Below are 23,140 nucleotides of genomic sequence, written 5' to 3'. Positions count from 1 at the left end.
GTTTTTTCTGGCTGAGTACATATCCATTGCTGCGGTGATGGCTTCTTGGGGTTCCGCCCTGACGGCGGGTCACTTTTGCAAACGCCCAAAAGTAACCAAAACGCTGTATCCCTGACGTTCGGCCCTCGCTGTGGCTCGGGTTCCTTCGCTGCGGGATCGATCCGGGCGCATCGCCTCCGGTTTGCTGCGCTGCACCTCCTCTCGATGTGTTTGGCTTCGCCAAACGTCGCTGCGCTCCCACCCCCGGATCAATCCCTCCACTCAGCCTGCCGACGGGCGCCTGAGATCTAAAGCCGCAGCCGAGCTAACGCTCATCCTGTTGAGTGGTGAGAAGCGAAGTGCGGTTCTCGGGTGGATATCAACCCTGTGGGAGCTGGCTTGCCAGCGATGGCGGCCCATCAGCCAACCAATCTTTCCCGGTTGCACACATCCTCTGGAGCTGCCGGAGGCTGCGATCTTTTGATTTTAATTGCATAAAAAAACCCGCCTGAATTCAGGCGGGTTTTTTATTGGCTAACCGAAGATCACTCTTCGAGGTTGCCCATGGCGGTGGTGTTGAAGCCGCCGTCGACGTACATGATTTCACCGCTGATGCCCGACGCAAGGTCGGAGCACAGGAAGGCGCCGGCGTTGCCGACTTCGTCGATGGTGACGTTGCGACGCAGCGGGGTTTGCGCTTCGTTGGCGGCCAGCATTTTGCGGAAGTTCTTGATGCCCGAAGCTGCCAGAGTACGAATCGGGCCAGCCGATACGCAGTTGACGCGGGTGCCGTCCGGGCCCAGGGAGCCGGCCAGGTAACGTACGCCAGCTTCCAGCGAAGCCTTGGCCATGCCCATTACGTTGTAGTTCGGCATGGTGCGCTCGGCGCCCAGGTACGACAGGGTCAGCAGGCTGCCGTTGCGGCCTTTCATCATTTCGCGGCCGGCTTTGGCCAGGGCCACGAAGCTGTAGGCGCTGATGTCGTGCGCGATGCGGAAACCTTCACGGGTGGTGGCTTCGGTGAAGTCGCCGTCCAGTTGGTCGCCCGGGGCGAAGCCGACGGAGTGCACGATGCAGTCCAGGCCGTCCCACTTCTTGCTCAGTGCTTCGAAGACCTTGGCGATTTCTTCATCGCTGGCCACGTCGCACGGGAAGCACAGCTCAGGGCTCGAGCCCCAGCCTTGGGCGAATTCTTCAACACGACCTTTCAGCTTGTCGTTCTGATAAGTGAAGGCAAGCTCAGCGCCCTCGCGATGCATGGCGGCAGCGATGCCGGATGCGATGGACAGCTTGCTGGCGACACCGACGATCAGTACGCGCTTACCGGCGAGAAAACCCATGTGTTGCTCCTCTTTCAGGTTATTGCGCAGTGGCTGGTGCCAGAAAAGCGGCTTCCAGCAACTGCTGTGTATACGGATGTTGGGGGGCGGCAAAGATACTTTGCGCGTCTCCCTGTTCGACCACTTGGCCATGCTTGACCACCATCAACTGGTGGCTCAGCGCTTTGACGACAGCCAGATCATGGCTGATGAACAAATACGTCAGGTTGTACTTGGCTTGCAGTGAGCGCAATAGCTCGACCACTTGCCGCTGCACCGTCCGGTCGAGCGCCGAAGTCGGCTCGTCCAGCAGGATCAGCGCCGGTTTGAGCACCAAGGCTCGAGCAATGGCGATTCGCTGCCGTTGCCCACCGGAAAATTCGTGGGGGTAGCGGTGCCGGGTTTCCGGATCCAGACCTACCTCCTTCAAAGCCGCGATAATCGCTGCTTCCTGTTCTACCGCTGTGCCGATCTTGTGGATCCGCAGGCCTTCGCCAACGATATCGCTGACGCACATGCGCGGGCTCAGGCTGCCAAACGGGTCCTGAAACACCACCTGCATCTCGCGCCGCAGCGGTCGAATCTCGTTCTGCGTCAGGCAGTCTAGCTGCTTGCCCTCAAAACGGATGCCACCTTTGCTGCCAATCAAACGCAAAATCGCCAGACCGAGCGTGGATTTACCGGAACCGCTTTCCCCGACAATCCCCAAAGTCTGACCTTGGGGCAGGGTGAAATTGATGCCATCCACTGCTTTGACGTGATCGACCGTACGTTTGAGCAGGCCTTTCTTGATCGGGAACCAGACTTTCAGATCCTCGACCTCAAGCAGCGCTGGCCCGATTTCATTGGTCGCCGGGCCTCCGCTAGGCTCCGCGCCGAGCAATTCCCGAGTGTACGGATGCTGCGGTGAACCGAACAGCTCTGCGCACGATGCCTGTTCGACGATGCAACCGCGCTGCATGACACATACGCGATGCGCAATTCTTCGCACCAGGTTCAAATCGTGGCTGATCAACAGCAGCGACATGCCTAATCGAGCCTGAAGTTCCTTGAGCAAATCGAGGATTTTCAGCTGAACGGTCACGTCCAGCGCGGTGGTCGGCTCGTCGGCGATCAACAGCTCCGGCTCGTTGGCCAGGGCCATGGCGATCATCACCCGCTGACGCTGACCGCCGGACAATTCGTGCGGCAAGGCCTTGAGGCGCCTGTGCGGTTCGGGGATGCCGACCATCTCCAGCAGTTCCAGCGTGCGCCTGGTTGCGATTTTGCCGGTCAGACCTTTATGGATGCCCAGCACCTCGTTGATCTGCTTCTCGATCGAGTGCAGCGGGTTGAGCGAGGTCATAGGCTCCTGAAAGATCATCGCGATCCGGTTGCCACGAATGTGGCGGATGGTTTTCTCTTTCAGCCCCAGCAGATTTTGCCCTGCGTACTCGATGGTGCCGGACGGATGCCGGGCGAGCGGGTAGGGCAGCAGCCGCAGGATCGAGTGCGCGGTGACCGATTTGCCCGAGCCGCTTTCGCCAACCAGGGCCAGGGTTTCGCCGCGCTTGATGTCGAAACTCACGCCTTCGACCACCCGTTGCACGCGCTCGCCAACCACGAATTCGACGGCGAGGTCGCGCACTTCGATCAGATTGTCCTGATTCATTTCACTTCCTCGGGTCGAAGGCATCGCGAGCGGACTCGCCGATAAACACCAGCAAACTCAGCATCAACGCCAACACGGCAAACGCGCTCATGCCCAGCCACGGCGCTTGCAGATTGGATTTGCCCTGCGCCACCAATTCGCCCAGCGACGGACTGCCGGCCGGCAAGCCGAAACCGAGGAAGTCCAGCGCCGTCAGGGTGCCAATGGCGCCGGTCAGGATGAACGGCATGAAGGTCATGGTCGAAACCATGGCGTTGGGCAGAATGTGGCGGAACATGATCCCGCCGTTCTGCATCCCCAGCGCCCGCGCGGCGCGTACGTATTCGAGGTTGCGCCCGCGCAGGAACTCGGCGCGCACCACATCGACCAGGCTCATCCACGAGAACAGCAGCATGATCCCCAGCAGCCACCAGAAATTCGGCTGGACGAAACTGGCGAGGATGATCAGCAGGTACAACACCGGCAACCCCGACCAGATCTCCAGAAAGCGCTGGCCGGCCAGATCGACCCAGCCGCCATAGAAACCCTGCAAGGCCCCGGCGATCACACCGATGATCGAGCTGCAGACGGTCAAGGTCAGCGCAAACAGCACCGAAATCCTGAATCCGTAAATCACCCGCGCCAACACGTCACGGCCCTGATCGTCGGTGCCCAGCAAGTTGTCCGCCGATGGCGGGGCCGGCGCCGGGACTTTCAGGTCGTAGTTGATGCTTTGGTAGTTGTAGGGAATCGGCGCCCACAACACCCACGCGTCCTTGGCCTTGAGCAGTTCGCGGATGTACGGGCTCTTGTAGTTGGCTTCCAGCGGGAATTCGCCGCCGAAGGTGGTTTCCGGGTAGCGCTGAATGGCGGGGAAATACCAGTTGTTGTCGTAATGCACCACCAGCGGTTTGTCGTTGGCGATCAGTTCGGCACCGAGGCTGGCGCCAAACAGAATCAGGAACAGCCACAGCGACCACCAGCCACGCTTGTTGGCCTTGAACAGTTCGAACCGGCGGCGGTTGAGAGGGGACAGGTTCATCTCAATGCTCCCGGCTTTCGAAGTCGATGCGCGGATCGACAAAGGTGTAGGTGAGGTCGCCGATCAGTTTCACCACCAGCCCCAGCAGGGTGAAGATGAACAGGGTGCCAAACACCACCGGGTAATCGCGGTTGATCGCCGCTTCGAAACTCATCAGGCCGAGGCCGTCGAGGGAGAAAATCACCTCGACCAGCAATGAGCCGGTGAAAAAGATGCCGATGAACGCCGAGGGGAATCCGGCAATCACCAGCAGCATCGCGTTGCGGAACACATGGCCGTAGAGCACGCGATGCCGGGTCAGGCCTTTGGCCTTGGCGGTGACCACGTATTGCTTGTTGATCTCATCGAGAAAACTGTTCTTGGTCAGCAGCGTCATGGTGGCGAAGTTGCCGATCACCAGTGCCGTCACTGGCAACGCGAGGTGCCAGAAGTAATCGAGGATCTTGCCGCCGAAACTCAGTTCATCGAAGTTGTTCGAGGTCAGGCCTCTTAGTGGGAACCAGTCCAGATAACTGCCGCCGGCAAACACTACGATCAGCAGAATAGCGAAGAGGAATGCCGGGATCGCGTAGCCGACGATGATCGCCGAACTGGTCCAGACGTCGAAGTGGCTGCCGTGGCGCGTGGCTTTGGCGATCCCCAGCGGGATCGACACCAGGTACATGATCAGCGTGCTCCACAGCCCGAGCGAGATCGATACCGGCATCTTTTCCTTGATCAGGTCGATGACCTTGGCGTCGCGGAAAAAGCTGTCGCCAAAGTCCAGCGAGGCATAGTTCTTGACCATGATCCACAAGCGTTCCGGCGCCGACTTGTCGAAGCCGTACATCTTCTCGATTTCCTTGACCAGCGCCGGGTCCAGACCTTGCGCGCCGCGATAGGCGGAACCTGCCACGGACACTTCGGCACCGCCACCGGCGATGCGGCTGGTGGCACCTTCAAAGCCTTCGAGCTTGGCGATCATCTGCTCCACCGGCCCGCCGGGCGCGGCCTGGATGATCAAGAAATTGATCAGCAAAATGCCGAACAGGGTTGGGATGATCAGCAGCAGTCGCCGAAAAATGTACGCCAGCATCTGATTACTCCGTGCCCGCAGGGTCGGCTTGCAGTTGGTTTTGGATTTCTACTGCCGGCTTCGCATCGGGTTTGATCCACCAGGTGCTGGTGCCGATGTCGTACTTGGGTGAGATTTGCGGGTGACCGAGGTGGTTCCAATAAGCCACGCGCCAGGTCTTGATGTGCCAATTGGGGATCACGTAATAACCCCACTGCAGCACCCGGTCGAGGGCGCGCGCATGGGCCACCAGGCTCTGGCGCGAATCGGCGTTGATCAGGCGCTCGACCAGATGATCGACCACCGGATCCTTCAGGCCCATGGTATTGCGGCTGCTCGGCTTGTCGGCGGCTGCGCTCATCCAGAACTCGCGCTGCTCGTTACCCGGCGAGTTGGATTGCGGGAAGCTGCCGACGATCATGTCGAAGTCCCGCGAGCGCACGCGATTGATGTACTGCGAAACGTCGACGCGGCGGATCACCAGCTCGATACCGAGGTCGCTGAGGTTGCGCTTGAGCGGCAGCAGCACCCGCTCGAAATCGGTTTGCGCCAGCAGGAATTCGATGCTCACCGGTTTGCCGCTGGCGTCGACCATTTTGTCATCGACGATCTTCCAGCCCGCCTCTTGCAGCAGTTGATAGGCCTCGCGCTGCTGGGTGCGGATCATGCCGCTGGCATCGGTTTTCGGGTTCTCGAAGGCTTCGCTGAACACCTGCGCCGGCAGTTGGCTGCGGAACGGATCGAGGATCGCCAGTTGATCGGCGTCGGGCAGGCCGGTGGCAGCCATCTCCGAATTCTCGAAAAAGCTGCGGCTGCGCGCGTAGGCGCCGTTGAACAATTGTTTGTTGGTCCATTCGAAGTCGAACAACAACGTCAGCGCACGCCGCACTCGAATATCCTGAAACACCGGGCGGCGCAGGTTGAACACGAAGCCCTGCATGCCGGTGGGGTTGCCGTTGGGGATCTGTTCCTTGATCAGCCGCCCTTCAGTGACCGCCGGAATGTTGTAGGCGTTGGCCCAGCTCTTGGCGGTCATCTCCAGCCAGTAATCGAACTGCCCGGCCTTCAGCGCCTCAATCGCCACGGTGTTGTCGCGGTAGTAATCGGTGGTCATCACGTCGAAGTTGTAGAAACCGCGATTGACCGGCAAGTCCTTGCCCCAGTAATCCTTGACCCGCTCATAACGCACCGAGCGCCCGGCCTTGACCTGGGTCAGCTGATACGGGCCGCTGCCCAGCGGAATTTCCAGATTGCCCTTGTTGAAATCGCGTGTCGCCCACCAGTGCTTCGGCAGCACCGGCAACTGGCCGAGAATCAGCGGCAGTTCACGGTTGTTGGTGTGCTTGAACTTGAACAGCACTTTGAGCGGGTCTTCGGCGATGACTTCTTCGACATCGTTGTAGTAGCCGCGATACAGCGGGGAGCCGTCCTTGGTCAGCGTCTGGAAGCTGAACACCACGTCTTCGGCGCGTACCGGGTGGCCGTCGTTGAACCTGGCTTCAGGACGCAGGTAGAAACGCACCCAACTGTTGTCCGGGGCTTTTTCGATCTTGCTGGCGATCAGGCCGTATTCGGTAAAAGGTTCGTCGAGGCTGTGCTTGGTCAGGGTGTCGTAGATCTGCCCGATGTCGTCCGCCGGCACACCCTTACTGATGAACGGGTTGAGGCTGTCGAAGCCACCAAAACCGGCCTGACGAAAGATCCCGCCCTTGGGCGCGTCGGGGTTCACGTAATCGAAATGCTTGAAATCGGCAGGGTATTTCGGCGGCTCGTTGTACAGGGTCACGGCGTGTTGCGGGGCGGCACAGGCCAGCCCGGCGAACAACAGGCCGCCGACCTGCACCAGCAGGGCGCGGATAGGCTTCATCGATCTGTCTCCGAAGATTTCAGCCACCATGCGCTCAGGCCCAGCGTGTAGGGCGGCGTGGTGACGAAGGCAAACCGGTTGCGGTAAGCCAGACGGTGATAATTGAGGTACCAGTTGGGAATGATGTAGTGCTGCCACAGCAGCACGCGGTCGAGCGCTTTGCCCGCAGCGACTTGTTCATCGCGGGTGCGCGCGGCGAGCAATTGCTCAAGCAGATGATCGACCACCGGGTTGGCGATGCCCGCGTAATTCTTGCTGCCCTTGACCCCGACCTGGCTGGAGTGGAAGTACTGCCACTGCTCCAGACCCGGGCTGAGGGTCTGGTTGAGGGTCATCAGGATCATGTCGAAATCGAACTGATCAAGGCGCTGTTTGTATTGCGCCCGATCCACCGTGCGCAGCCGCGCCTCGATGCCGATGCTGTTGAGGTTTTCGATGTAGGGCTGAAGCAGGCGCTCCAGATTCGGATTGACCAGCAGCAGTTCGAAACGCAGCGGCTGGCCAGCGGCGTTTTGCAGGCGTTGGCCGTTTAGCTTCCAGCCCGCTTCGGTCAGCAGCGCGAGGGCTTTACGCATGGTTTCGCGGGGAATGCCGCGCCCCTCGGTTATCGGCAGGCTGAACGGCTCGGTGAGTAATCGCGCCGGCAGTTGATCCTTGTACGGCTTGAGCATCAGCCATTCGCGCCCGACCGGCAGGCCGCTGGCGGCGAATTCGCTGTTTGGGTAGTAACTGGTCGTGCGCTTGTAGGCATCGCTGAACAACGCGCGGTTGGTCCACTCGAAATCGAACATCAGCCCCAGCGCTTCACGCGTCTTCACATCGGAGAAAATCGCGCGGCGGGTGTTCATGAACAGACCCTGACTCTGCGTCGGAATCTGGTGCGGGATCTGCGCCTTGATCACCTCGCCACGGCGTACGGCGGGGAAGTTGTAGCCGTTGGCCCAGTTCTTCGCCTGGTGTTCGATGTAGATATCGAATTCGCCAGCCTTGAACGCTTCGAACGCCACGTCGCTGTCGCGGTAGAACTCGACTTCCATCCTGTCGAAGTTGTACTTGCCGCGATTCACCGGCAAGTCCTTGCCCCAGTAATCCTTGACCCGCTCAAAGATCAACTGCCGGCCCGGCGTCGCCGAAGTGATGCGATACGGGCCGCTGCCCAGTGGTGGCTCGAAGGTTGTGGCCTTGAAGTCGCGATCCTTCCAGTAATGCTGCGGCAGCACCGGCAACTCACCCAGACGCAGAATCAGCAGCGGGTTGCCCGAGCGCTTGAGCACGAAACGAATCCGCTGCTTGTTGAGGATATCCACGCGCAGCACTTCCTGCAGTGCGGTGCGATACAGCGGATGACCTTCCTTGAGCAACAGGCGATAGGAAAACGCCACGTCATACGCGGTGATCGGCGTGCCATCGTGGAAACGCGCCTCGGGGCGCAGATTGAACACCACCCAGCTGCGATCTTCGCTGTACTCCACCGATTGCGCGATCAAGCCATAACTGGAGGCTGGCTCATCACCGGAGGGCGAGTATTGGCCGGTGCCGACCATCAACGGCTCGTTCAGCTCGTTGATGCCGTATTGCAGGAAATTCGCGGTGGTGACCGGGCTGGTGCCCTTGAACGTGTACGGGTTGAGCGTATCGAAGGTGCCGAATGCCATCACCCGCAATGTACCGCCCTTGGGCGCTTGCGGGTTGACCCAGTCGAAGTGGGTAAATCTGGCCGGGTACTTGAGCGTGCCGAACTGCGCATAACCGTGACTTTCGGTAATCGTCGCGCTTGCGGTTGAGCTCAAGGCCAGGCTGATCAGGAGCAGGAGGAGGGGACGCTTCAAGTCAGATCCGATCCAGGCGGCTTGGGCTTAGTGGGCCGTACAGTAACAGCTTGTATGGACAGGAAAAAGATGGGGGGTTAATGCGCTGTTAATTGTGCCCGCAATAGCCCTGGCAACAGATCACCTGTGGCGAGGGAGCTCGCTCCCGCTCGGCTGCGAAGCAGTCGCAAAACCGGTGTGTCGGGTTTTTCCGGAAGAATGTAGGGGGCCGCTTCGCGCCCCAGCGGGAGCAAGCTCCCTCGCCACAAAATAAAAAAGCCCCCGAAATCTCAGAGGCTCTCTCTCAATCAATGCGGCTGATAAACCGTCAGCATCTGCCCAGGCTTCAACGCCTTGCCAGCACCCGGATTCCAACGCTGCAGATGTTGCATCTCAACGTTGAAACGTTTGGCCACCACGTACAGGGTGTCGCCGCGTTTGACCTTGTACTGCGTCTGTTGCTTGCTCTCGGCCTTGCCTTTGGTCTTGCTGTTGGCCGCAATCACGGTGTTGACGCGGCCGCTGTTGCGAGCAGGGCTGCGCTTGGTAGCGTCCTGCATCACCAGCGTCTGACCAACCTTGAGGTTCTTGCCGCTCAGCTTGTTCCAGCGTTGCAGATCCTTGACTTCAACCTTGTTCGCCTTGGCAATCGAACCGAGGTTATCGCCACGCTTGACCCGATAAGCACGCTTGAGCTGCGCGACTTCGCTCGGATCAGCACCTTCGAATACGGGCTTCAGCGAGCGCGGGCTGATCAACTCGTCCGGGCGCATGGTCTGCAGACTGGCGGTCAGCAGTTGCGCCTTCGAGGTTGGCACCAGCAAATGCTGCGGGCCGTCGATGGTGGTGCGCTGCTTGAATGCCGGGTTGAGCTGGAACAGTTCGTCTTCGTCGATGTTGGCGACAGCAGCGACCTTGGACAGGTCCATGCGCTGGTTGATTTCGACAACCTGGAAATACGGTTCGTTGGCGATCGGGTTGAGGTTGACGCCATAGGCTTCCGGCGTCAGGACCACTTGCGACAGGGCCAGCAGCTTCGGTACATAAGCCTGGGTTTCCGCTGGTAGTGGCAGGTTCCAGTAGTCAGTCGGCAGGCCGAGTCGTTCGTTGCGCTCGATCGCACGACTGACTGTGCCTTCACCGGCGTTGTACGCAGCCAGTGCCAGCAGCCAGTCGCCGTTGAACATGTCGTGCAGGCGGGTCAGGTAGTCCATCGCAGCGGTGGTCGAGGCGGTGATGTCGCGACGGCCATCATAGAATTGGGTTTGACGCAGGTTGAAATAACGGCCAGTCGAAGGGATGAACTGCCACAAGCCCACTGCGTTGGCTCGGGAATAGGCCATCGGGTTGTAGGCACTTTCAATCACTGGCAGCAGGGCCAGTTCCAGCGGCATGTTGCGTTCTTCGAGGCGCTCTACGATGTAGTGGATGTAGAGGCTGCCACGTTCGCCGGCGTTTTCCAGAAACGAAGGGTTACTGGCGAACCACAGGCGCTGTTGCTCGATGCGCGGGTTGACGCCCAGACCGTCCTGCAACTGGAAGCCATTGCGCATGCGGCCCCAGATGTCCTGAGGCGCTTGCGGCACAGGCTTTTCGGTCAGCCAGATGGGCTTCTGCTTGGCTCGCGCAGCAATGTTCGGCGTATGTGTCGCTTCAGGCTGCGGAGCGTGGCTGGAACAACCCGCCAGTGTGGCGGACACAGCCACCGCGATGGCTTGCGCCAGGCGGGTCAAAGCATCTGAATTGACGGACTTACGTATGGATGACGACATTGGCTGGAAGTAAGTTCCGGGCAAAAATGTCGGGCGATTCTAGAAAGCGCACCCCTCGCGGTCAACCATTCAGAATTTTTGTACCAGCGCACGAGTGCCTTAGAAATTATCTTTCCATGCCCGCAGAGCCGCAAAAACCTCACTCGGCGCCCGGTTTTGAGCGCCATTCCGTTCGTCCACTTTTTGTGTAACTAATGTTTCAGAGGTACGCAAAAACGGATTTGTGAGCTTTTCCAGCGCCAGGGTCGAAGGCAAGGTCATGACGCCGTTTTGCCGCTGCTGAATGACTTTTTGCAGACGAGCGGCAATATCCGGGTTGCCCGATTCGACCGTTGCGGCGAATTTCAAATTGCTCAGGGTGTATTCATGGGTGCAGTACACCAGCGTATCTTCAGGCAACGCGGCGAGACGGCTCAGCGAGTGATGCATCTGCTCCGGGGTGCCTTCGAACAAGCGGCCGCAACCGGCAGCGAACAGCGTGTCGCCGCAGAACAGCAAGCCGTGATGGTAATAGGCAATGTGGCCCAGTGTGTGGCCGGGCACGGCATACACGTCGAAGTCCCAGCCCAGTACGCGGGCCTGGTCGTTGTCCTTGAGCGCCACATCGCGCGCGGGGATGTTTTCGTTGGCCGGGCCGTAGACGGTGGCGTCTGTAGCCTTTTTCAGCGCTTCGACGCCGCCGACGTGGTCATGGTGATGGTGAGTGATCAGAATATCGCTGAGCACCCAGCCCGGATGGGCGTCGAGCCAGGCCTGTACCGGCGCGGCGTCGCCAGGGTCGACCACCGCGCAGCGCTGGGTCGCATGATCCTGTAACAACCAGATGTAGTTGTCGGTGAAGGCGGGCAGGGCACTGATCTGTATCATCGTCGAATTCGCCAAGCGGTAAACATTGGCGCATCTTAGTGGTTCCTGGCGCTTTGGAGAATGACATGACCGATAAAGCGTTCGCACAGGCTGATCCGGACTGGCTGGCCCTGATCGGTGCGGCCCGTGAATGGCTATCCGGCCCGCTCGGGCAATTTCTGCTGGACGAAGAGCGACGCATGCTCGAAGACGAGCTCGGCCGGTTCTTTGGTGGCTATCTGGTGCATTACGGCCCGTCTGCCGAGACCCCGCCGTGTGCGCCGCAAGTGCAGCGCAATGTGCGCCTCGGTGCGCCATTGCCGGGTGTAGAGATCGTCTGTGAAGAACAGGCCTGGCCCTTGAGCGAGCACGCCGCCGATGTGGTGGTGTTGCAGCATGGTCTGGATTTCTGCCTGTCGCCCCACGGTTTGCTGCGTGAAGCGGCGAGCAGCGTACGGCCCGGCGGGCATCTGCTGATCGTCGGTATCAACCCCTGGAGTTCCTGGGGCTTGCGTCATGTTTTCACCAGCGACGCCATGCGCAAGGCACGCTGCATCTCGCCCTCGCGGGTCGCCGACTGGCTGAATCTGCTGGGCTTCGCGCTGGAGAAACGCCGCTTCGGGTGCTATCGTCCGCCGCTCGCGTCAGCCAAGTGGCAGACCCGTCTGGCTGGCTGGGAACGCAAGGCCGGTGACTGGCAACTGTCGGGCGGCGGCTTTTATCTGCTGGTGGCGCGCAAGATCGTCGTCGGTCTGCGACCGCTGCGCCAGGAGCGACGCGAGCCGATGGGCAAGCTGATCCCGCTGCCGATGGCCAAGGTCAACCGCCGACGCATCGAACCCTGAACCCTCTTTAATTCCCGGCCGGGCTTGCCCCGGCCTCGACCATCGTCGGTCTACGATTGACGAGGCAGCGTATTTTTCTGGATAGATTGCATGACTGAAAGCAGCGAAAGCACCGATAGCGTAGAACTGTTCACCGACGGCGCCTGCAAGGGCAACCCCGGCCCGGGCGGCTGGGGCGCCTTGCTCGTGTGCAAGGGCATCGAAAAGGAGTTGTGGGGCGGCGAAGCCAACACCACCAACAACCGCATGGAACTGCTCGGCGCAATCCGTGGCCTCGAAGCGCTCAAGCGTCCGTGTGAAGTGCTGTTGGTGACCGACTCGCAATACGTGATGAAAGGCATCAACGAGTGGATGGTCAACTGGAAAAAACGCGGCTGGAAAACCGCCGCCAAAGAGCCAGTGAAAAACGCCGACCTGTGGAAAGAGCTGGACGAGCAGGTCAACCGCCACAAGGTCACTTGGAAGTGGGTACGCGGGCACATCGGTCACCACGGCAACGAACGCGCCGACCAGTTGGCCAATCGTGGTGTGGATGAAGTGCGCGGTTACAAACAGAGCTGATTTCTGGCTGATGCACCGAGGTGGCCCAATCGCTAGCAGGCTAGCTCCCACGGGGAATGAATTTCCAATGTGTGAGCCAGCCTGCTGGCGATGGCAGGCTGACAGCCGACCAGTTTCTGCCGGTTGGTACATCCCCTGGAGCTGCCGAAGGCTGCGATCTTTTGATCTTCAGCCTGCAATCATTGGCGGCAAGGTCCCGAGCAGCGACACGGCCGCAACCGCACCAATCCCCAACAGCCATTCGATGATTACACTGCGCTTGAGCGCTTCGATCCGCTGTTCACAATCGTTGATGCGCAAGCGGTTGAATAACGCCAACCCAAGCATGCCCAACACCAGCAAAGCCTTGATCAGCAGTATCAGCGCAAATCCGGAAAACATCGGCGTCGGCCACCACTGTCCTGTCAACACTCGCACGTTGATCAGGCCGGTGATCAGTAGTCCCGCAACCAGCAAATATCCAATCCCGCTAAAGCGCTGCAACACCGGCCGCACTGGCTCATCCGCACGGCGCAAAATCATCAGCAACAGCAACAATCCGCCAAGCCAGGCGCTGACGCATGTCAGGTGAATCACTTGATTGAGGATCAGCATCTGCCCGCTCAGACCATCGAGCATCGCCCCGTGACCGACCGGTGCCAGCGTCGCCAGCAGCAACGCACTCAGCCCCAGTCGCAACGGCATGTTCGAATGCCAAGGCGTGAACAGCAGCGCCAGCAACATCAGATTGATCAGCAAATGCCAGCGCCAGACCTGACCGAAAAACGTCTTGTCCAGCACCAGCCCGACGGTATCCGGATCGAACGCCGACGCCGCCGAACCGGCCATGCTCGCGGTAATCAGCAGCGCCCAAGCAATGCCGCTGACCAATGCAACGGCGGCCAACCCACGAGCCAGCCGCGCCAAATGCCGATCCAGTAACGGCGCGTCACCCCCGAGCAGCAGCGGCCGAAACAACCACGCCCCGAACAGCAGCAACACCACGCTGAAATGCACAAACCGGCACAGCACCAGCGCTTCGCTCATGAATTACTGGCCAACCTTGAACTGGTAAGCACCTTCGCTTTTGTGCGTATCGACCGACACGGCGTGCCATTCGACTTTGTACTCGCCAGCCGCCAAGGGAGCGGCGGGGGTGACGATCAGGGTTTTCTTGTCGGCTTCGGTGCTCAGCGCTTTGACTGCAATCGGTGCACCGTCTTTGGTCAGCGTGATCTTGGTGAAACTCGCTTCAACACCTTCGGAAAACACCAGCCGTAAGTCCGCAGGCGCGGTGACGGTGCTGTCGGCGGCCGGGGTCTGGCTTTTCAAATGGGCATGGGCAAAGGCCTGGGAAGTCACGAGGACAGAGGCGAGCAGGGCGCCGGTGGTCAGCAGGTTTTTCAGCTTCATGGGAATCCCTTGGTAGTGAATGGCGGCCGACAGTATAGGGCGTGCGGTTCGCCCTGAGCAGATGCTAGTCTTCAAGCACGTTGTCGTCAGGGAGCCCTTATGGGCAATCACAAGATCGAGATCCGTCGCAGTAACGTCGAGAAAATCCTCCTGGCAGCGGAAAAGGTGTTCGCCGAAAAAGGTTTTGGTGGCACCGCCATGGCCGACATCGCCGCCGAAGTGCAATTGCCGCGCTCCAACCTGCATTACTACTTCAGCACCAAAAGCGAGCTGTACAGCGCGGTGCTGTTCGACTTGCTGGAAGTGTGGAAACAGGACGCGCTGTGCTTCGAGATGTTCGACGATCCGCGCGTGGTGCTCAGCAGCTACATTCGCGCCAAGATGAACCACTCACGCAGCCGGCCGTATGGGTCGAAAGTCTGGGCCAATGAAATCATCCATGGCGCGCCGACCTTGGGCGAGGCGCTGGATGTGAGCCTGTATGACTGGGCGAAGATGAAGGAAGCAAAAATTCGCCAGTGGGTCGAGGATCAGCGGATTTTGCCGGTGGAGCCGTCGAGTCTGCTGTATATGATTTGGGCGTCGACCCAGCACTATGCGGACTTTGATCATCAGGTGAATATCCTGAATGAGCATCAGCCGTTGTCGGACATGCAGTTCGAGCGGGCGGTGCAAACGGTGACCAGTGTGATATTGCGTGGGATCGGGTTGGAGCCTTAGATCAAAAGATCGCAGCCTTCGGCAGCTCCTACACGGATCTCTGTAGGAGCTGTCGAGTGCAACGAGGCTGCGATCTCTTGATCCTGAAAATCAACCAGCAACGTGATACGGATTCCGCGGATCATGATTCCAATCGAGAAACGGCTTCCCGGTTTCCATAGGCACCATCTCGATGCAATCCGCCACCGGACAGGTGATCTGGCACAAATTACAGCCCACGCACTCATCATCAATCACTTCATATTTATGCGTGCCATCCGCCTCGCGAACACTGCTGATCGCCTGATGTGAAGTGTCCTCGCAGGCAATGTGGCAGCGCCCGCAACCAATACACGCCTCCTGATCAATCTTCGCGATCACCTGATAATTGATATCGAGGTACTTCCAGTCCGTGGTGTTGCCGACCGCACGCCCGGAGAACTCGGCGATGCTCGCGTAACCCTGACTGTCCATCCACCGCGACAAGCCGTCCTTCATCTCCTCGACAATCCGGAATCCGTGCAGCATTGCCGCCGTGCACACCTGCACCGAGCCGCTGCCCAGCGCAATGAACTCCGCCGCGTCACGCCAACTGCCAATCCCGCCGATGCCGCAAATCGGCAAACCCTGGGTCTGCGGATCGCGGGCGATTTCCGCGACCATGTTCAGTGCAATCGGCTTGACCGCCGAGCCGCAATACCCGCCGTGGGTGCTTTTGCTGCCGACGGTGGGCAGGGCGACCATGTGCTCAAGGTCGACGCTGGTGATCGAGTTGATGGTGTTGATCAGCGATACCGCATCAGCACCGCCCCGGTAGGCAGCGCGGGCGGCGACGCGGATGTCGGTGATGTTCGGCGTCAGTTTGACGATCACCGGCAGCGAGCAGTAAGTCTTGCACCAACGCGTGACCTGCTCGACGTATTCCGGCACCTGACCAACCGCTGCGCCCATGCCGCGTTCGGGCATGCCGTGCGGGCAGCCGAAATTCAGTTCGATGCCATCGGCGCCCGTGGCTTCCACCAGCGGCAGGATGTGTTTCCACGACTCCTCCTCGCACGGCACCATCAGCGAGACGATCAGCGCGCGATCCGGCCAGTCCTTCTTCACTTGGGTGATTTCGCGCAGGTTGATTTCCAGCGAGCGGTCGGTGATCAGTTCGATGTTGTTGATACCCAGCACTTCGCGGTTCGCGCCATAGTGCGCCGAGTAGCGTGACGAGACGTTTACCGCCGCCGGATCCTCACCAAGGGTTTTCCAGACCACGCCGCCCCAACCAGCCTCGAAGGCGCGCACCACGTTGTAGGCCTTGTCGGTCGGCGGCGCGGAGGCCAGCCAGAACGGATTGGGGGCTTTGATGCCGGCGAAGACTATCGAGAGATCGGCCATTTACGCAGCCTCCACGTTGAGCATCAATTGGACGTTGATCGCCTCGGCGGCGCGTTTGCCGTGTTGCACGGCTTGCACGGTCAGGTCTTGATCAAGGCTGGTGCAGTCGCCGCCGGCATACACGCCGGGGATGCTGGTGCGCAGGTTTTCATCGACCTCAATGCGTTCGCCCTGACGTTTGAGTTCGCGCGCCATCGGGTCGGAGAGGGCGCCGCTGTCGAAAGACTGGCCGATGGCTTTGAAGATCGCATCGGCCGCCAAGTCGAAGGTTTCGCCAGTGGCTTGCAAGCGGCCGTCCACCAGTTCAGTGCGCGCGAAACGCATGCCGCGCACTTTTCCTTGATCGTCGAGTAAAACCTCTTCGGGTTGCGCCCAGGTTAGCAGCCGAACCTGATTGGCTTTGGCGATTTCCTGTTCGTGGCCAGTGGCACCCATGTCGGCCAGACCACGGCGATACACCAGGTTCACATCGCGGGCGCCGAGGCGGGCCATTTGCACGGCCATGTCGATGGCGGTGTTGCCGGCGCCGAGGACGATGCAGCGATCGGCCAGCGGCAGTTGCGTCAGGTCATCGGCCTGGCGCAGTTCGCGGATGTAGTCAGTGGCGGCGAGCAGGCCGGGCGCGTCTTCGTGGGCCAGACCGAGTTGTTTGCTGGCGTTCAGGCCGAGGCCGAGGAATACCGCATCGAACTGTTGATGCAGTTCGCTGAGGGTCAGATTCTCGCCGAGTTTCTGCCCGTGACGGATCTCGATTCCGCCGATTTGCAGGAGGAAATCCAGTTCCTTTTGCGCGTAATCGTCGACCAGTTTGTACTTGGCGATCCCGTATTCGTTGAGGCCGCCAGCCTTGTCTCGCGCTTCGAAAATCACCACGTCGTGGCCGTGCATGGCACTGCGATGGGCACAGGACAAACCCGCCGGCCCGGCGCCGACCACGGCGATGCGTTTGCCCGTGGCAGCGGCACGCTGGAACGGGTGTTCAGTGAAGTGCGCGTTGTCCACCGCGTAGCGCTGCAACAGGCCGATCAACACCGGTGCGCATTCGTGGGCGTTGTTTCTCACGCAGGCTTGCTGGCAGAGGATTTCAGTGGGGCAGACTCGTGCGCAACTGCCACCGAGAATGTTCGCCGAAAGGATTTTCTGCGCCGCGCCGGTCACATTGTCCTGATGGATATTGCGGATGAACGAGGGGATGTCGATCTCGCTCGGGCACGCATTGACGCACGGTGCGTCGTAACAATACAGGCAGCGCGAGGCTTCCAGATGTGCCTGACGGGCGTTGAGCGGTGGCGCCAGATCGCTGAAATGCCCGGCGAGCGCGGCCGCGCTTTCGTGCGGATGCGGGAGATGGTTGAGGGTCTCGATCACGGTTTTTTGCCTCACGGTTATTGAGGTGCTGCCTCTATCGGGCAGTGGATTTTGTGGTGCTTTTGATGGCCTCATCGCTGGCAAGCCAGCTCCCACAGGGATTGAAGTCGCACACAAATATTGTGTTCAGCCAAAAACCTGTGGGAGCTGCGGTGCGACGATTCGACTTGCCAGCGATAGGCCGAAGGCCGCTATCCGCGTTTCACAGCAACCGGCCTATGCAACTCAGCCCGCTTGCTCAGCAAATCAAACACCGCCGGATACGCCGGCCGCTCGATATACCGCCCGGCCCCACGCTCGGCGCGCAGATCACCGTCGGCCCAGACCACCCGGCCCTGGCTGACGGTATGGCTCGGCACACCGGTTACGGTCTTGCCTTCGAAGATGTTGAAGTCCACCTGCTGATGGTGGGTTTTGGCGGAGATGGTGCGCGTGCCTTGCGGGTCCCACAGCACCAGATCGGCATCGGCACCTACGCGAATTGCGCCTTTGCGTGGGTACAGATTGAAAATTTTCGCGGTATTGGTCGAGGTCAGCGCGACGAAGTCCTGCATCGACAAACGACCGGTGTTCACGCCTTCATCCCACAACACTGCCATGCGGTCTTCGATGCCGGCGGTACCGTTGGGAATCTTGCTGAAATCGTCACGCCCCGCAGCTTTTTGCTCGGCGCAGAAGCAGCAATGGTCGGTGGCGGTGGTGTGCAGATTGCCGTTTTGCAAACCATGCCACAGCGCTTCCTGATGTCCGCGCGGACGGAAAGGCGGGCTCATCACGTAACCGGCCGCGGTCTGCCAGTCCGGGTGCCGATAAACGCTGTCATCCAGTAGCAAATGCCCGGCCAATACCTCGCCGTATACCGGCTGGCCCTTGCTGCGTGCATAGGTGATTTCGTCGAGGGCTTCCTGGGTCGAGACGTGCACCAGGTACAACGGCGTGCCGATGGTTTCGGCGATACGGATCGCGCGGCTGGCGGCTTCGCCCTCGACCTGCGACGGCCGCGACAGTGGATGTGCTTCCGGCCCGGTAATCCCCTGGGCCATCAACTTGCGTTGCAGGTGATACACCAGCTCGCCGTTTTCCGCATGCACGGTCGGCACTGCGCCGAGTTCCAGGCAGCGTTCGAAACTGGCCACCAGCGTGTCGTCGGCGGCCATGATTGCGTTCTTGTAGGCCATGAAATGCTTGAAGCTGTTGATCCCGTGCTGGCTGACCAGCTCGGCCATTTCCTCGCGCACCTGCTCGCTCCACCAGGTGATTGCAACGTGGAAGCCGTAGTCCGAGGCGGACTTCTCGGCCCAGCCGCGCCACTGATGAAACGCTTCCATCAATGACTGCTGCGGATTGGGAATCACGAAATCGATGATCGACGTAGTACCGCCCGCCAGACCCGCCGCCGTGCCGCTGAAAAAATCCTCACTGGCCACGGTGCCCATGAACGGTAGCTGCATGTGCGTATGCGGGTCGATGCCGCCGGGCATCAGGTATTGCCCGCTGCCATCCAGGATTTCGGCGCCGGCGGGAATATCGAGGTTTTCACCGATGGCTTTGATCACGCCGTCAGCGCAATACACATCGGCGCGGTAACTTTCATCATGGGTAACAACGGTGGCGCCACGGATCAACAGAGACATTCCGAGTTCCTCGCAGGCATGACCGACTTATGCCGGTTCTAGGTGTTTTATTTTTTTTGTATTAACCCAGCACTGAATGGCGTATTCCTGTCAGCGCTGTCAGGAATAGACGCTAGCCGCAGAATTCAAATAGAGCAAGATTATTTTTTATAAGCTTATAAGTGTTTTAACTTGCTGATTAATAACAATAAAAAACGACAATCACCAAAATGGTGAGGCCCTTCACCATTTTGACGCACTTGACAGGTTGGAAATATGGTCAAGATTTCTTATGTGAAATCAGCCGCTTGAAGTTGAGCTGCGGTTGTTCGATCAGCAGAAAAATAAATGCAGTGCACCAGTTTGAGTCCTGTCGGTTCGGATAACTTTTCGGGGGTTTAGCCTGAGCGCCCAGACAAGTTTCCGAGGACTCAACGGTAAATATTTAAAACTGATAAAACTCAGTAAGTTGCACAGTTACAAATGCATGGCCCGATGCGTAAGCGGGGCACCCGGCACGTTTATTGATGCCGCCGCTGACACCTTGGCCGGTGCATGCAGGTTGTCAGTTCCTCCGGCCATCGTCGGCTGCCGCGTGAGTGCGCCAGCCCCTGATGAGCAAAAAAATAATCAGAAGAACAGTGGAGCGGCCATGCAACAGATCAGATCGCAAGTGACCGAGCGCGACGGCTTGTTCGAGCTCGAAGCCGGCAGCGACGTCCTCGACAGTCCCCGTTACAACCACGACATGGCGCCGACCAAGGTGCGCGAACGAACCTGGAACAAATGGCACATCACCGCACTGTGGGTCGGCATGTCGATCTGCGTGCCGACGTACACCCTGGGCGGTGTGCTGACCGCGTATTTCGGCTTGAGCGTCGGCGAAGCGCTGCTGGCGATTCTGTTCGCCAACATCATCGTGCTGATTCCACTCACGCTGAATGCGTTCCCCGGCACCAAGTACGGAGTCCCGTTTCCGGTGCTGCTGCGTTCATCGTTCGGGATTCTCGGCTCCAACGTGCCGTGCCTGATTCGCGCGCTGGTGGCGTGCGGCTGGTTCGGCATTCAGACGATGTTCGGCGGGCTGGCGATTCACCTGTTTCTCGGCTCGGTATTCGAGGGCTGGAAATCCCTTGGCGGCACCGGCGAAGTCATCGGTTTCATGGTGTTCTGGGCGCTGAATCTGTGGGTAGTGATTCGCGGCGCCGAGTCGATCAAGTGGCTGGAAACACTGTCTGCGCCGTTGCTGGTAGCGGTCGGCATCGGCTTGCTGGTGTGGGCCATGCCCAACGTGTCGATGACCGAATTGCTGGCGATTCCGCCGAAGCGTCCGGAAGGCGCGAGCGTGGTCAGTTACTTCGCCGCCGGGCTGACGGCGATGGTCGGATTCTGGGCCACCTTGTCGCTGAACATTCCCGATTTCAGCCGCTACGCCAAGAGTCAGAAAGACCAGATCCTCGGGCAGATTATCGGCCTGCCGCTGACCATGTTTCTGTTCGCCGCGCTGGGCGTGGTGATGACTGCTGCGTCGGTGAAACTGGTCGGCGTCAGCGTTTCCGATCCGGTGACCTTGATCGGACATATCCAGAGTCCGGTGTGGGTCGCGGTCGCGATGGCGCTGATCATTATCGCTACGTTGTCGACCAACACCGCCGCCAACATCGTGTCGCCAACCAACGATTTCCAGAACATCGCGCCCAAGGTGATCAACCGCACTAAAGCAGTGCTCCTCACCGGGTTTGTCGGCCTCGTGCTGATGGGCCATGAACTGCTGAAAAAACTCGGTCTGATCGTCTCCGACGTGAGTCTTGAGACCGTGTATTCCAACTGGTTGCTGGGTTATTCGAGCCTGCTCGGGCCGATTGCCGGGATCATGGTGGTGGACTATTTCCTGATCAAGAAACAGCAACTGGACCTGGCCGGGTTGTACCGCGATGACGTGTATCCGGCGTGGAATTGGTCTGGTTTCATCGCGTTCGGCGTGCCGGTGGCCCTGACCTTGCTGTCGCTGGGCAGCGATGCCTTCAGCTGGTTTTACAGCTACGGCTGGTTTACCGGCTCGGCGCTGGGCGGGTTGATTTATTACGGGTTGTGCGCGATGCGTGCGCAGCCTTCTGCCGTGAAATCGACGGTGTGAGGGAGGGCCCCATCGCTGGCAAGCCAGCTCCCACAGGTTTTCCGGTGAACACAGAATTTGTGTACAGCCGAAATCACTGTGGGAGCTGGCTTGCCAGCGATGAGGCCCTCACAGACAACACAGAAATATCCATAAGAACCGCCTGAGGAGATCCCCATGAACGCAGCCGTAGACGTTCTGCAATCGACCCATCAGCACATCAACCGCGACCGCTTGTGGGCGTCGCTCATGGAACTGGCCAAACTCGGCGCGACGGTCAAGGGCGGCGTCTGTCGGCTGGCCCTGACCGACCTCGACCGCCAGGCCCGCGACCTGTTCGTGCAGTGGTGCGAGGACGCCGGTTGCAGCGTCACAGTCGATGCAGTCGGCAACATTTTCGCCCGCCGCGCCGGGCGCAATCCGGACTTGCCGCCAGTGATGACCGGCAGCCACATCGACACCCAGCCCACCGGCGGCAAGTTCGACGGCTGCTTCGGTGTGCTCGCCGGCGTCGAAGTGCTGCGCACCCTCAACGACCTCGGTGTGGAAACCGAAGCGCCGCTGGAAGTGGTGGTCTGGACCAATGAAGAAGGCTCGCGTTTCGCCCCGTGCATGATGGGTTCGGGCGTGTTCGCCGAGAAATTCACTCTCGAAGAAACCCTGGCCAAGGTCGACGCCGACGGCGTGACAGTCGGCGAAGCGCTGAACGCTATCGGTTATGCCGGGCCGCGTAAAGTCAGCGGGCACAAGGTCGGCGCCTATTTCGAAGCGCACATCGAACAAGGCCCGATCCTCGAAGACGAACACAAAACCATCGGCGTGGTGCTCGGCGCACTTGGCCAGAAGTGGTTCGACCTGAAACTGCGCGGCGTCGAAGCCCACGCCGGCCCGACGCCGATGCATCTGCGCAAGGACGCTTTGGTCGGCGCCTCGGTGATCGTCGGCGCCGTCAACCGCGCCGCCCTCGGCCATCAACCCCACGCCTGCGGCACGGTCGGTTGCCTGCAAGCCTATCCCGGCTCACGCAATGTCATCCCCGGCGAAGTGCGCATGACCCTCGACTTCCGTCATCTGGAACCGGCACGCCTGGATTCGATGATCGCCGAGGTCAAGCAAGTCATCGAATCCACCTGCGAAGAACACGGCCTCACTTACGAGCTGACCCCGACCGCCGACTTCCCGCCGCTGTACTTCGAAAAAGGCTGCGTCGACGCCGTGCGCAACGCCGCCAAAGGCCTCGGCCTGTCGAACATGGACATCGTCAGCGGCGCCGGCCACGACGCCATCTTCCTCGCCGAACTCGGCCCAGCCGGCATGATCTTCGTGCCGTGCGAAGGCGGCATCAGCCACAACGAAATCGAAAACGCCGCACCGGATGACTTGGCGGCGGGGTGTGCGGTGTTGTTGCGGGCGATGTTGGCGGCTTCGGCGGCGGTGGCCGGACAGCGAGCAGCCTGAAAACACCGAATAACCTGTGGGAGCTGGCTTGCCAGCGATTGCGGTGTGTCAGCGTAATGAATGGCAACTGATCGGACGCCATCGCTGGCAAGCCAGCTCCCACAGGTTTTTGTGCAAGATTTAGTAAATGAGTCTATCGAGGCCTTTCAGTTTCACCTGACTTGGTTCGACGGCGATCACCACCCTCCGGATTACCCGAATCCACCAACCTCCGTTCCACCAACACAACCTCAAGCGCCTGGCGCTCGACAGGCGCCATCTGATCTTCGCGTTTTTTCAATTCCAGCAGGATAGGCGTGGACCAGGTGCGGTAGGTCCGTTCGATGTTGCTGCGGTGTGTCATCAGTCTCTCCTTGATCAAGAGCCCGATGTAGCTGGCAGGGGC

At 59.9% G+C, this 23,140-nt stretch carries 19 protein-coding genes; 5 read left to right on the top strand and 14 right to left on the bottom strand.

The features are described from left to right. Nucleotides 1-524: 524 nt before the first annotated feature. From fabI to gloB, 8 genes are all read right to left on the bottom strand, one after another. Nucleotides 525-1,319: an enoyl-ACP reductase FabI gene (fabI, locus tag ACP7EE_RS22275; protein ID WP_150802880.1), complete on the bottom strand. Its 795-nt coding sequence runs from the start codon at nt 1,317-1,319 to the stop codon at nt 525-527. Between the two features lie 19 nt (nt 1,320-1,338). After that, on the bottom strand, nt 1,339-2,949 hold the full coding sequence (locus ACP7EE_RS22270) for an ABC transporter ATP-binding protein (RefSeq protein ID WP_426236790.1): 1,611 nt from the start codon (nt 2,947-2,949) through the stop codon (nt 1,339-1,341). Between the two features lies 1 nt (nt 2,950). Then, entirely contained in the window at nt 2,951-3,970 is a 1,020-nt protein-coding gene (locus ACP7EE_RS22265; protein WP_426236788.1) for an ABC transporter permease, read from the bottom strand. Between the two features lies 1 nt (nt 3,971). After that, complete coding sequence (locus ACP7EE_RS22260; RefSeq protein WP_426236786.1) at nt 3,972-5,045, bottom strand: microcin C ABC transporter permease YejB; 1,074 nt, start codon at nt 5,043-5,045, stop codon at nt 3,972-3,974. Between the two features lie 4 nt (nt 5,046-5,049). Beyond that, on the bottom strand, nt 5,050-6,891 hold the full coding sequence (locus tag ACP7EE_RS22255) for an extracellular solute-binding protein (RefSeq protein ID WP_426236784.1): 1,842 nt from the start codon (nt 6,889-6,891) through the stop codon (nt 5,050-5,052). Then, on the bottom strand, nt 6,888-8,720 hold the full coding sequence (locus tag ACP7EE_RS22250; protein ID WP_426236782.1) for an extracellular solute-binding protein: 1,833 nt from the start codon (nt 8,718-8,720) through the stop codon (nt 6,888-6,890). Before ACP7EE_RS22250 ends, ACP7EE_RS22255 begins: the two co-directional genes overlap by 4 nt. A gap of 287 nt (nt 8,721-9,007) precedes the next feature. After that, nucleotides 9,008-10,471, bottom strand: coding sequence for a transglycosylase SLT domain-containing protein (locus tag ACP7EE_RS22245; protein ID WP_426236780.1), 1,464 nt, complete (start codon nt 10,469-10,471; stop codon nt 9,008-9,010). Nucleotides 10,472-10,570: 99 nt separating this feature from the next. Next, entirely contained in the window at nt 10,571-11,338 is a 768-nt protein-coding gene (gene gloB, locus ACP7EE_RS22240) for a hydroxyacylglutathione hydrolase (protein WP_426236778.1), read from the bottom strand. A gap of 65 nt (nt 11,339-11,403) precedes the next feature. Between gloB and ACP7EE_RS22235 the strand changes: the two genes are divergently transcribed. Both ACP7EE_RS22235 and rnhA read left to right on the top strand, forming a co-directional pair. Beyond that, complete coding sequence (locus tag ACP7EE_RS22235; RefSeq protein ID WP_426236776.1) at nt 11,404-12,162, top strand: methyltransferase domain-containing protein; 759 nt, start codon at nt 11,404-11,406, stop codon at nt 12,160-12,162. A gap of 90 nt (nt 12,163-12,252) precedes the next feature. Beyond that, nucleotides 12,253-12,723 carry a ribonuclease HI gene (gene rnhA, locus ACP7EE_RS22230; RefSeq protein WP_420649408.1) on the top strand — a complete coding sequence of 157 codons (471 nt, stop codon included), beginning with the start codon at nt 12,253-12,255 and terminating at the stop codon, nt 12,721-12,723. A gap of 168 nt (nt 12,724-12,891) precedes the next feature. On the opposite strand, the gene copD is transcribed toward rnhA, so the two are convergent. Then, a complete protein-coding gene (gene copD, locus ACP7EE_RS22225) occupies nt 12,892-13,749 on the bottom strand; it encodes a copper homeostasis membrane protein CopD (RefSeq protein WP_426236773.1) in 858 nt (285 codons plus the stop codon). A gap of 3 nt (nt 13,750-13,752) precedes the next feature. Further along, nucleotides 13,753-14,115, bottom strand: coding sequence for a copper homeostasis periplasmic binding protein CopC (copC, locus tag ACP7EE_RS22220; protein ID WP_426204405.1), 363 nt, complete (start codon nt 14,113-14,115; stop codon nt 13,753-13,755). Nucleotides 14,116-14,214: 99 nt separating this feature from the next. Between copC and ACP7EE_RS22215 the strand changes: the two genes are divergently transcribed. After that, nucleotides 14,215-14,835, top strand: a complete 621-nt coding sequence (locus tag ACP7EE_RS22215; RefSeq protein ID WP_064587091.1) for a TetR/AcrR family transcriptional regulator — start codon at nt 14,215-14,217, stop codon at nt 14,833-14,835. A gap of 90 nt (nt 14,836-14,925) precedes the next feature. Here the strand turns inward: ACP7EE_RS22215 and preA are convergent, their stop codons facing one another. The 3 genes from preA to hydA all read right to left on the bottom strand — a co-directional run bounded on the left by preA (nt 14,926) and on the right by hydA (nt 19,202). Next, nucleotides 14,926-16,200 carry an NAD-dependent dihydropyrimidine dehydrogenase subunit PreA gene (gene preA / locus ACP7EE_RS22210; protein WP_426236771.1) on the bottom strand — a complete coding sequence of 425 codons (1,275 nt, stop codon included), beginning with the start codon at nt 16,198-16,200 and terminating at the stop codon, nt 14,926-14,928. Continuing rightward, entirely contained in the window at nt 16,201-17,568 is a 1,368-nt protein-coding gene (locus ACP7EE_RS22205) for an NAD(P)-dependent oxidoreductase (RefSeq protein WP_426236769.1), read from the bottom strand. Between the two features lie 191 nt (nt 17,569-17,759). Then, complete coding sequence (gene hydA / locus ACP7EE_RS22200; protein WP_426236767.1) at nt 17,760-19,202, bottom strand: dihydropyrimidinase; 1,443 nt, start codon at nt 19,200-19,202, stop codon at nt 17,760-17,762. A gap of 631 nt (nt 19,203-19,833) precedes the next feature. Between hydA and ACP7EE_RS22195 the strand changes: the two genes are divergently transcribed. Then, nucleotides 19,834-21,318, top strand: a complete 1,485-nt coding sequence (locus ACP7EE_RS22195) for an NCS1 family nucleobase:cation symporter-1 (RefSeq protein ID WP_426236765.1) — start codon at nt 19,834-19,836, stop codon at nt 21,316-21,318. Between the two features lie 156 nt (nt 21,319-21,474). Further along, a complete protein-coding gene (locus tag ACP7EE_RS22190; protein WP_426236763.1) occupies nt 21,475-22,755 on the top strand; it encodes a Zn-dependent hydrolase in 1,281 nt (426 codons plus the stop codon). Nucleotides 22,756-22,888: 133 nt separating this feature from the next. On the opposite strand, the gene ACP7EE_RS22185 is transcribed toward ACP7EE_RS22190, so the two are convergent. Continuing rightward, nucleotides 22,889-23,098, bottom strand: a complete 210-nt coding sequence (locus ACP7EE_RS22185; RefSeq protein WP_426236761.1) for a hypothetical protein — start codon at nt 23,096-23,098, stop codon at nt 22,889-22,891. Between the last annotated feature and the right edge of the window lie 42 nt (nt 23,099-23,140).

This window comes from Pseudomonas sp. TWP3-2, from assembly GCF_049897765.1.
GTDB lineage: Bacteria > Pseudomonadota > Gammaproteobacteria > Pseudomonadales > Pseudomonadaceae > Aquipseudomonas.
This window is presented reverse-complemented; position numbering and strand designations above follow the sequence as displayed.

Coding starts and splice junctions, on each gene's coding strand:
- ACP7EE_RS22270 (WP_426236790.1), bottom strand. CDS start 2,949: ATGAATCAGGACAATCTGATCGAAGTGCGCGACCTCGCCGTCGAATTC.
- ACP7EE_RS22185 (WP_426236761.1), bottom strand. CDS start 23,098: ATGACACACCGCAGCAACATCGAACGGACCTACCGCACCTGGTCCACG.
- ACP7EE_RS22255 (WP_426236784.1), bottom strand. CDS start 6,891: ATGAAGCCTATCCGCGCCCTGCTGGTGCAGGTCGGCGGCCTGTTGTTC.
- ACP7EE_RS22190 (WP_426236763.1), top strand. CDS start 21,475: ATGAACGCAGCCGTAGACGTTCTGCAATCGACCCATCAGCACATCAAC.
- copD (WP_426236773.1), bottom strand. CDS start 13,749: ATGAGCGAAGCGCTGGTGCTGTGCCGGTTTGTGCATTTCAGCGTGGTG.
- copC (WP_426204405.1), bottom strand. CDS start 14,115: ATGAAGCTGAAAAACCTGCTGACCACCGGCGCCCTGCTCGCCTCTGTC.
- rnhA (WP_420649408.1), top strand. CDS start 12,253: ATGACTGAAAGCAGCGAAAGCACCGATAGCGTAGAACTGTTCACCGAC.
- ACP7EE_RS22265 (WP_426236788.1), bottom strand. CDS start 3,970: ATGAACCTGTCCCCTCTCAACCGCCGCCGGTTCGAACTGTTCAAGGCC.
- ACP7EE_RS22260 (WP_426236786.1), bottom strand. CDS start 5,045: ATGCTGGCGTACATTTTTCGGCGACTGCTGCTGATCATCCCAACCCTG.
- gloB (WP_426236778.1), bottom strand. CDS start 11,338: ATGATACAGATCAGTGCCCTGCCCGCCTTCACCGACAACTACATCTGG.
- ACP7EE_RS22195 (WP_426236765.1), top strand. CDS start 19,834: ATGCAACAGATCAGATCGCAAGTGACCGAGCGCGACGGCTTGTTCGAG.
- ACP7EE_RS22235 (WP_426236776.1), top strand. CDS start 11,404: ATGACCGATAAAGCGTTCGCACAGGCTGATCCGGACTGGCTGGCCCTG.
- ACP7EE_RS22215 (WP_064587091.1), top strand. CDS start 14,215: ATGGGCAATCACAAGATCGAGATCCGTCGCAGTAACGTCGAGAAAATC.
- preA (WP_426236771.1), bottom strand. CDS start 16,200: ATGGCCGATCTCTCGATAGTCTTCGCCGGCATCAAAGCCCCCAATCCG.
- hydA (WP_426236767.1), bottom strand. CDS start 19,202: ATGTCTCTGTTGATCCGTGGCGCCACCGTTGTTACCCATGATGAAAGT.
- ACP7EE_RS22245 (WP_426236780.1), bottom strand. CDS start 10,471: ATGTCGTCATCCATACGTAAGTCCGTCAATTCAGATGCTTTGACCCGC.
- fabI (WP_150802880.1), bottom strand. CDS start 1,319: ATGGGTTTTCTCGCCGGTAAGCGCGTACTGATCGTCGGTGTCGCCAGC.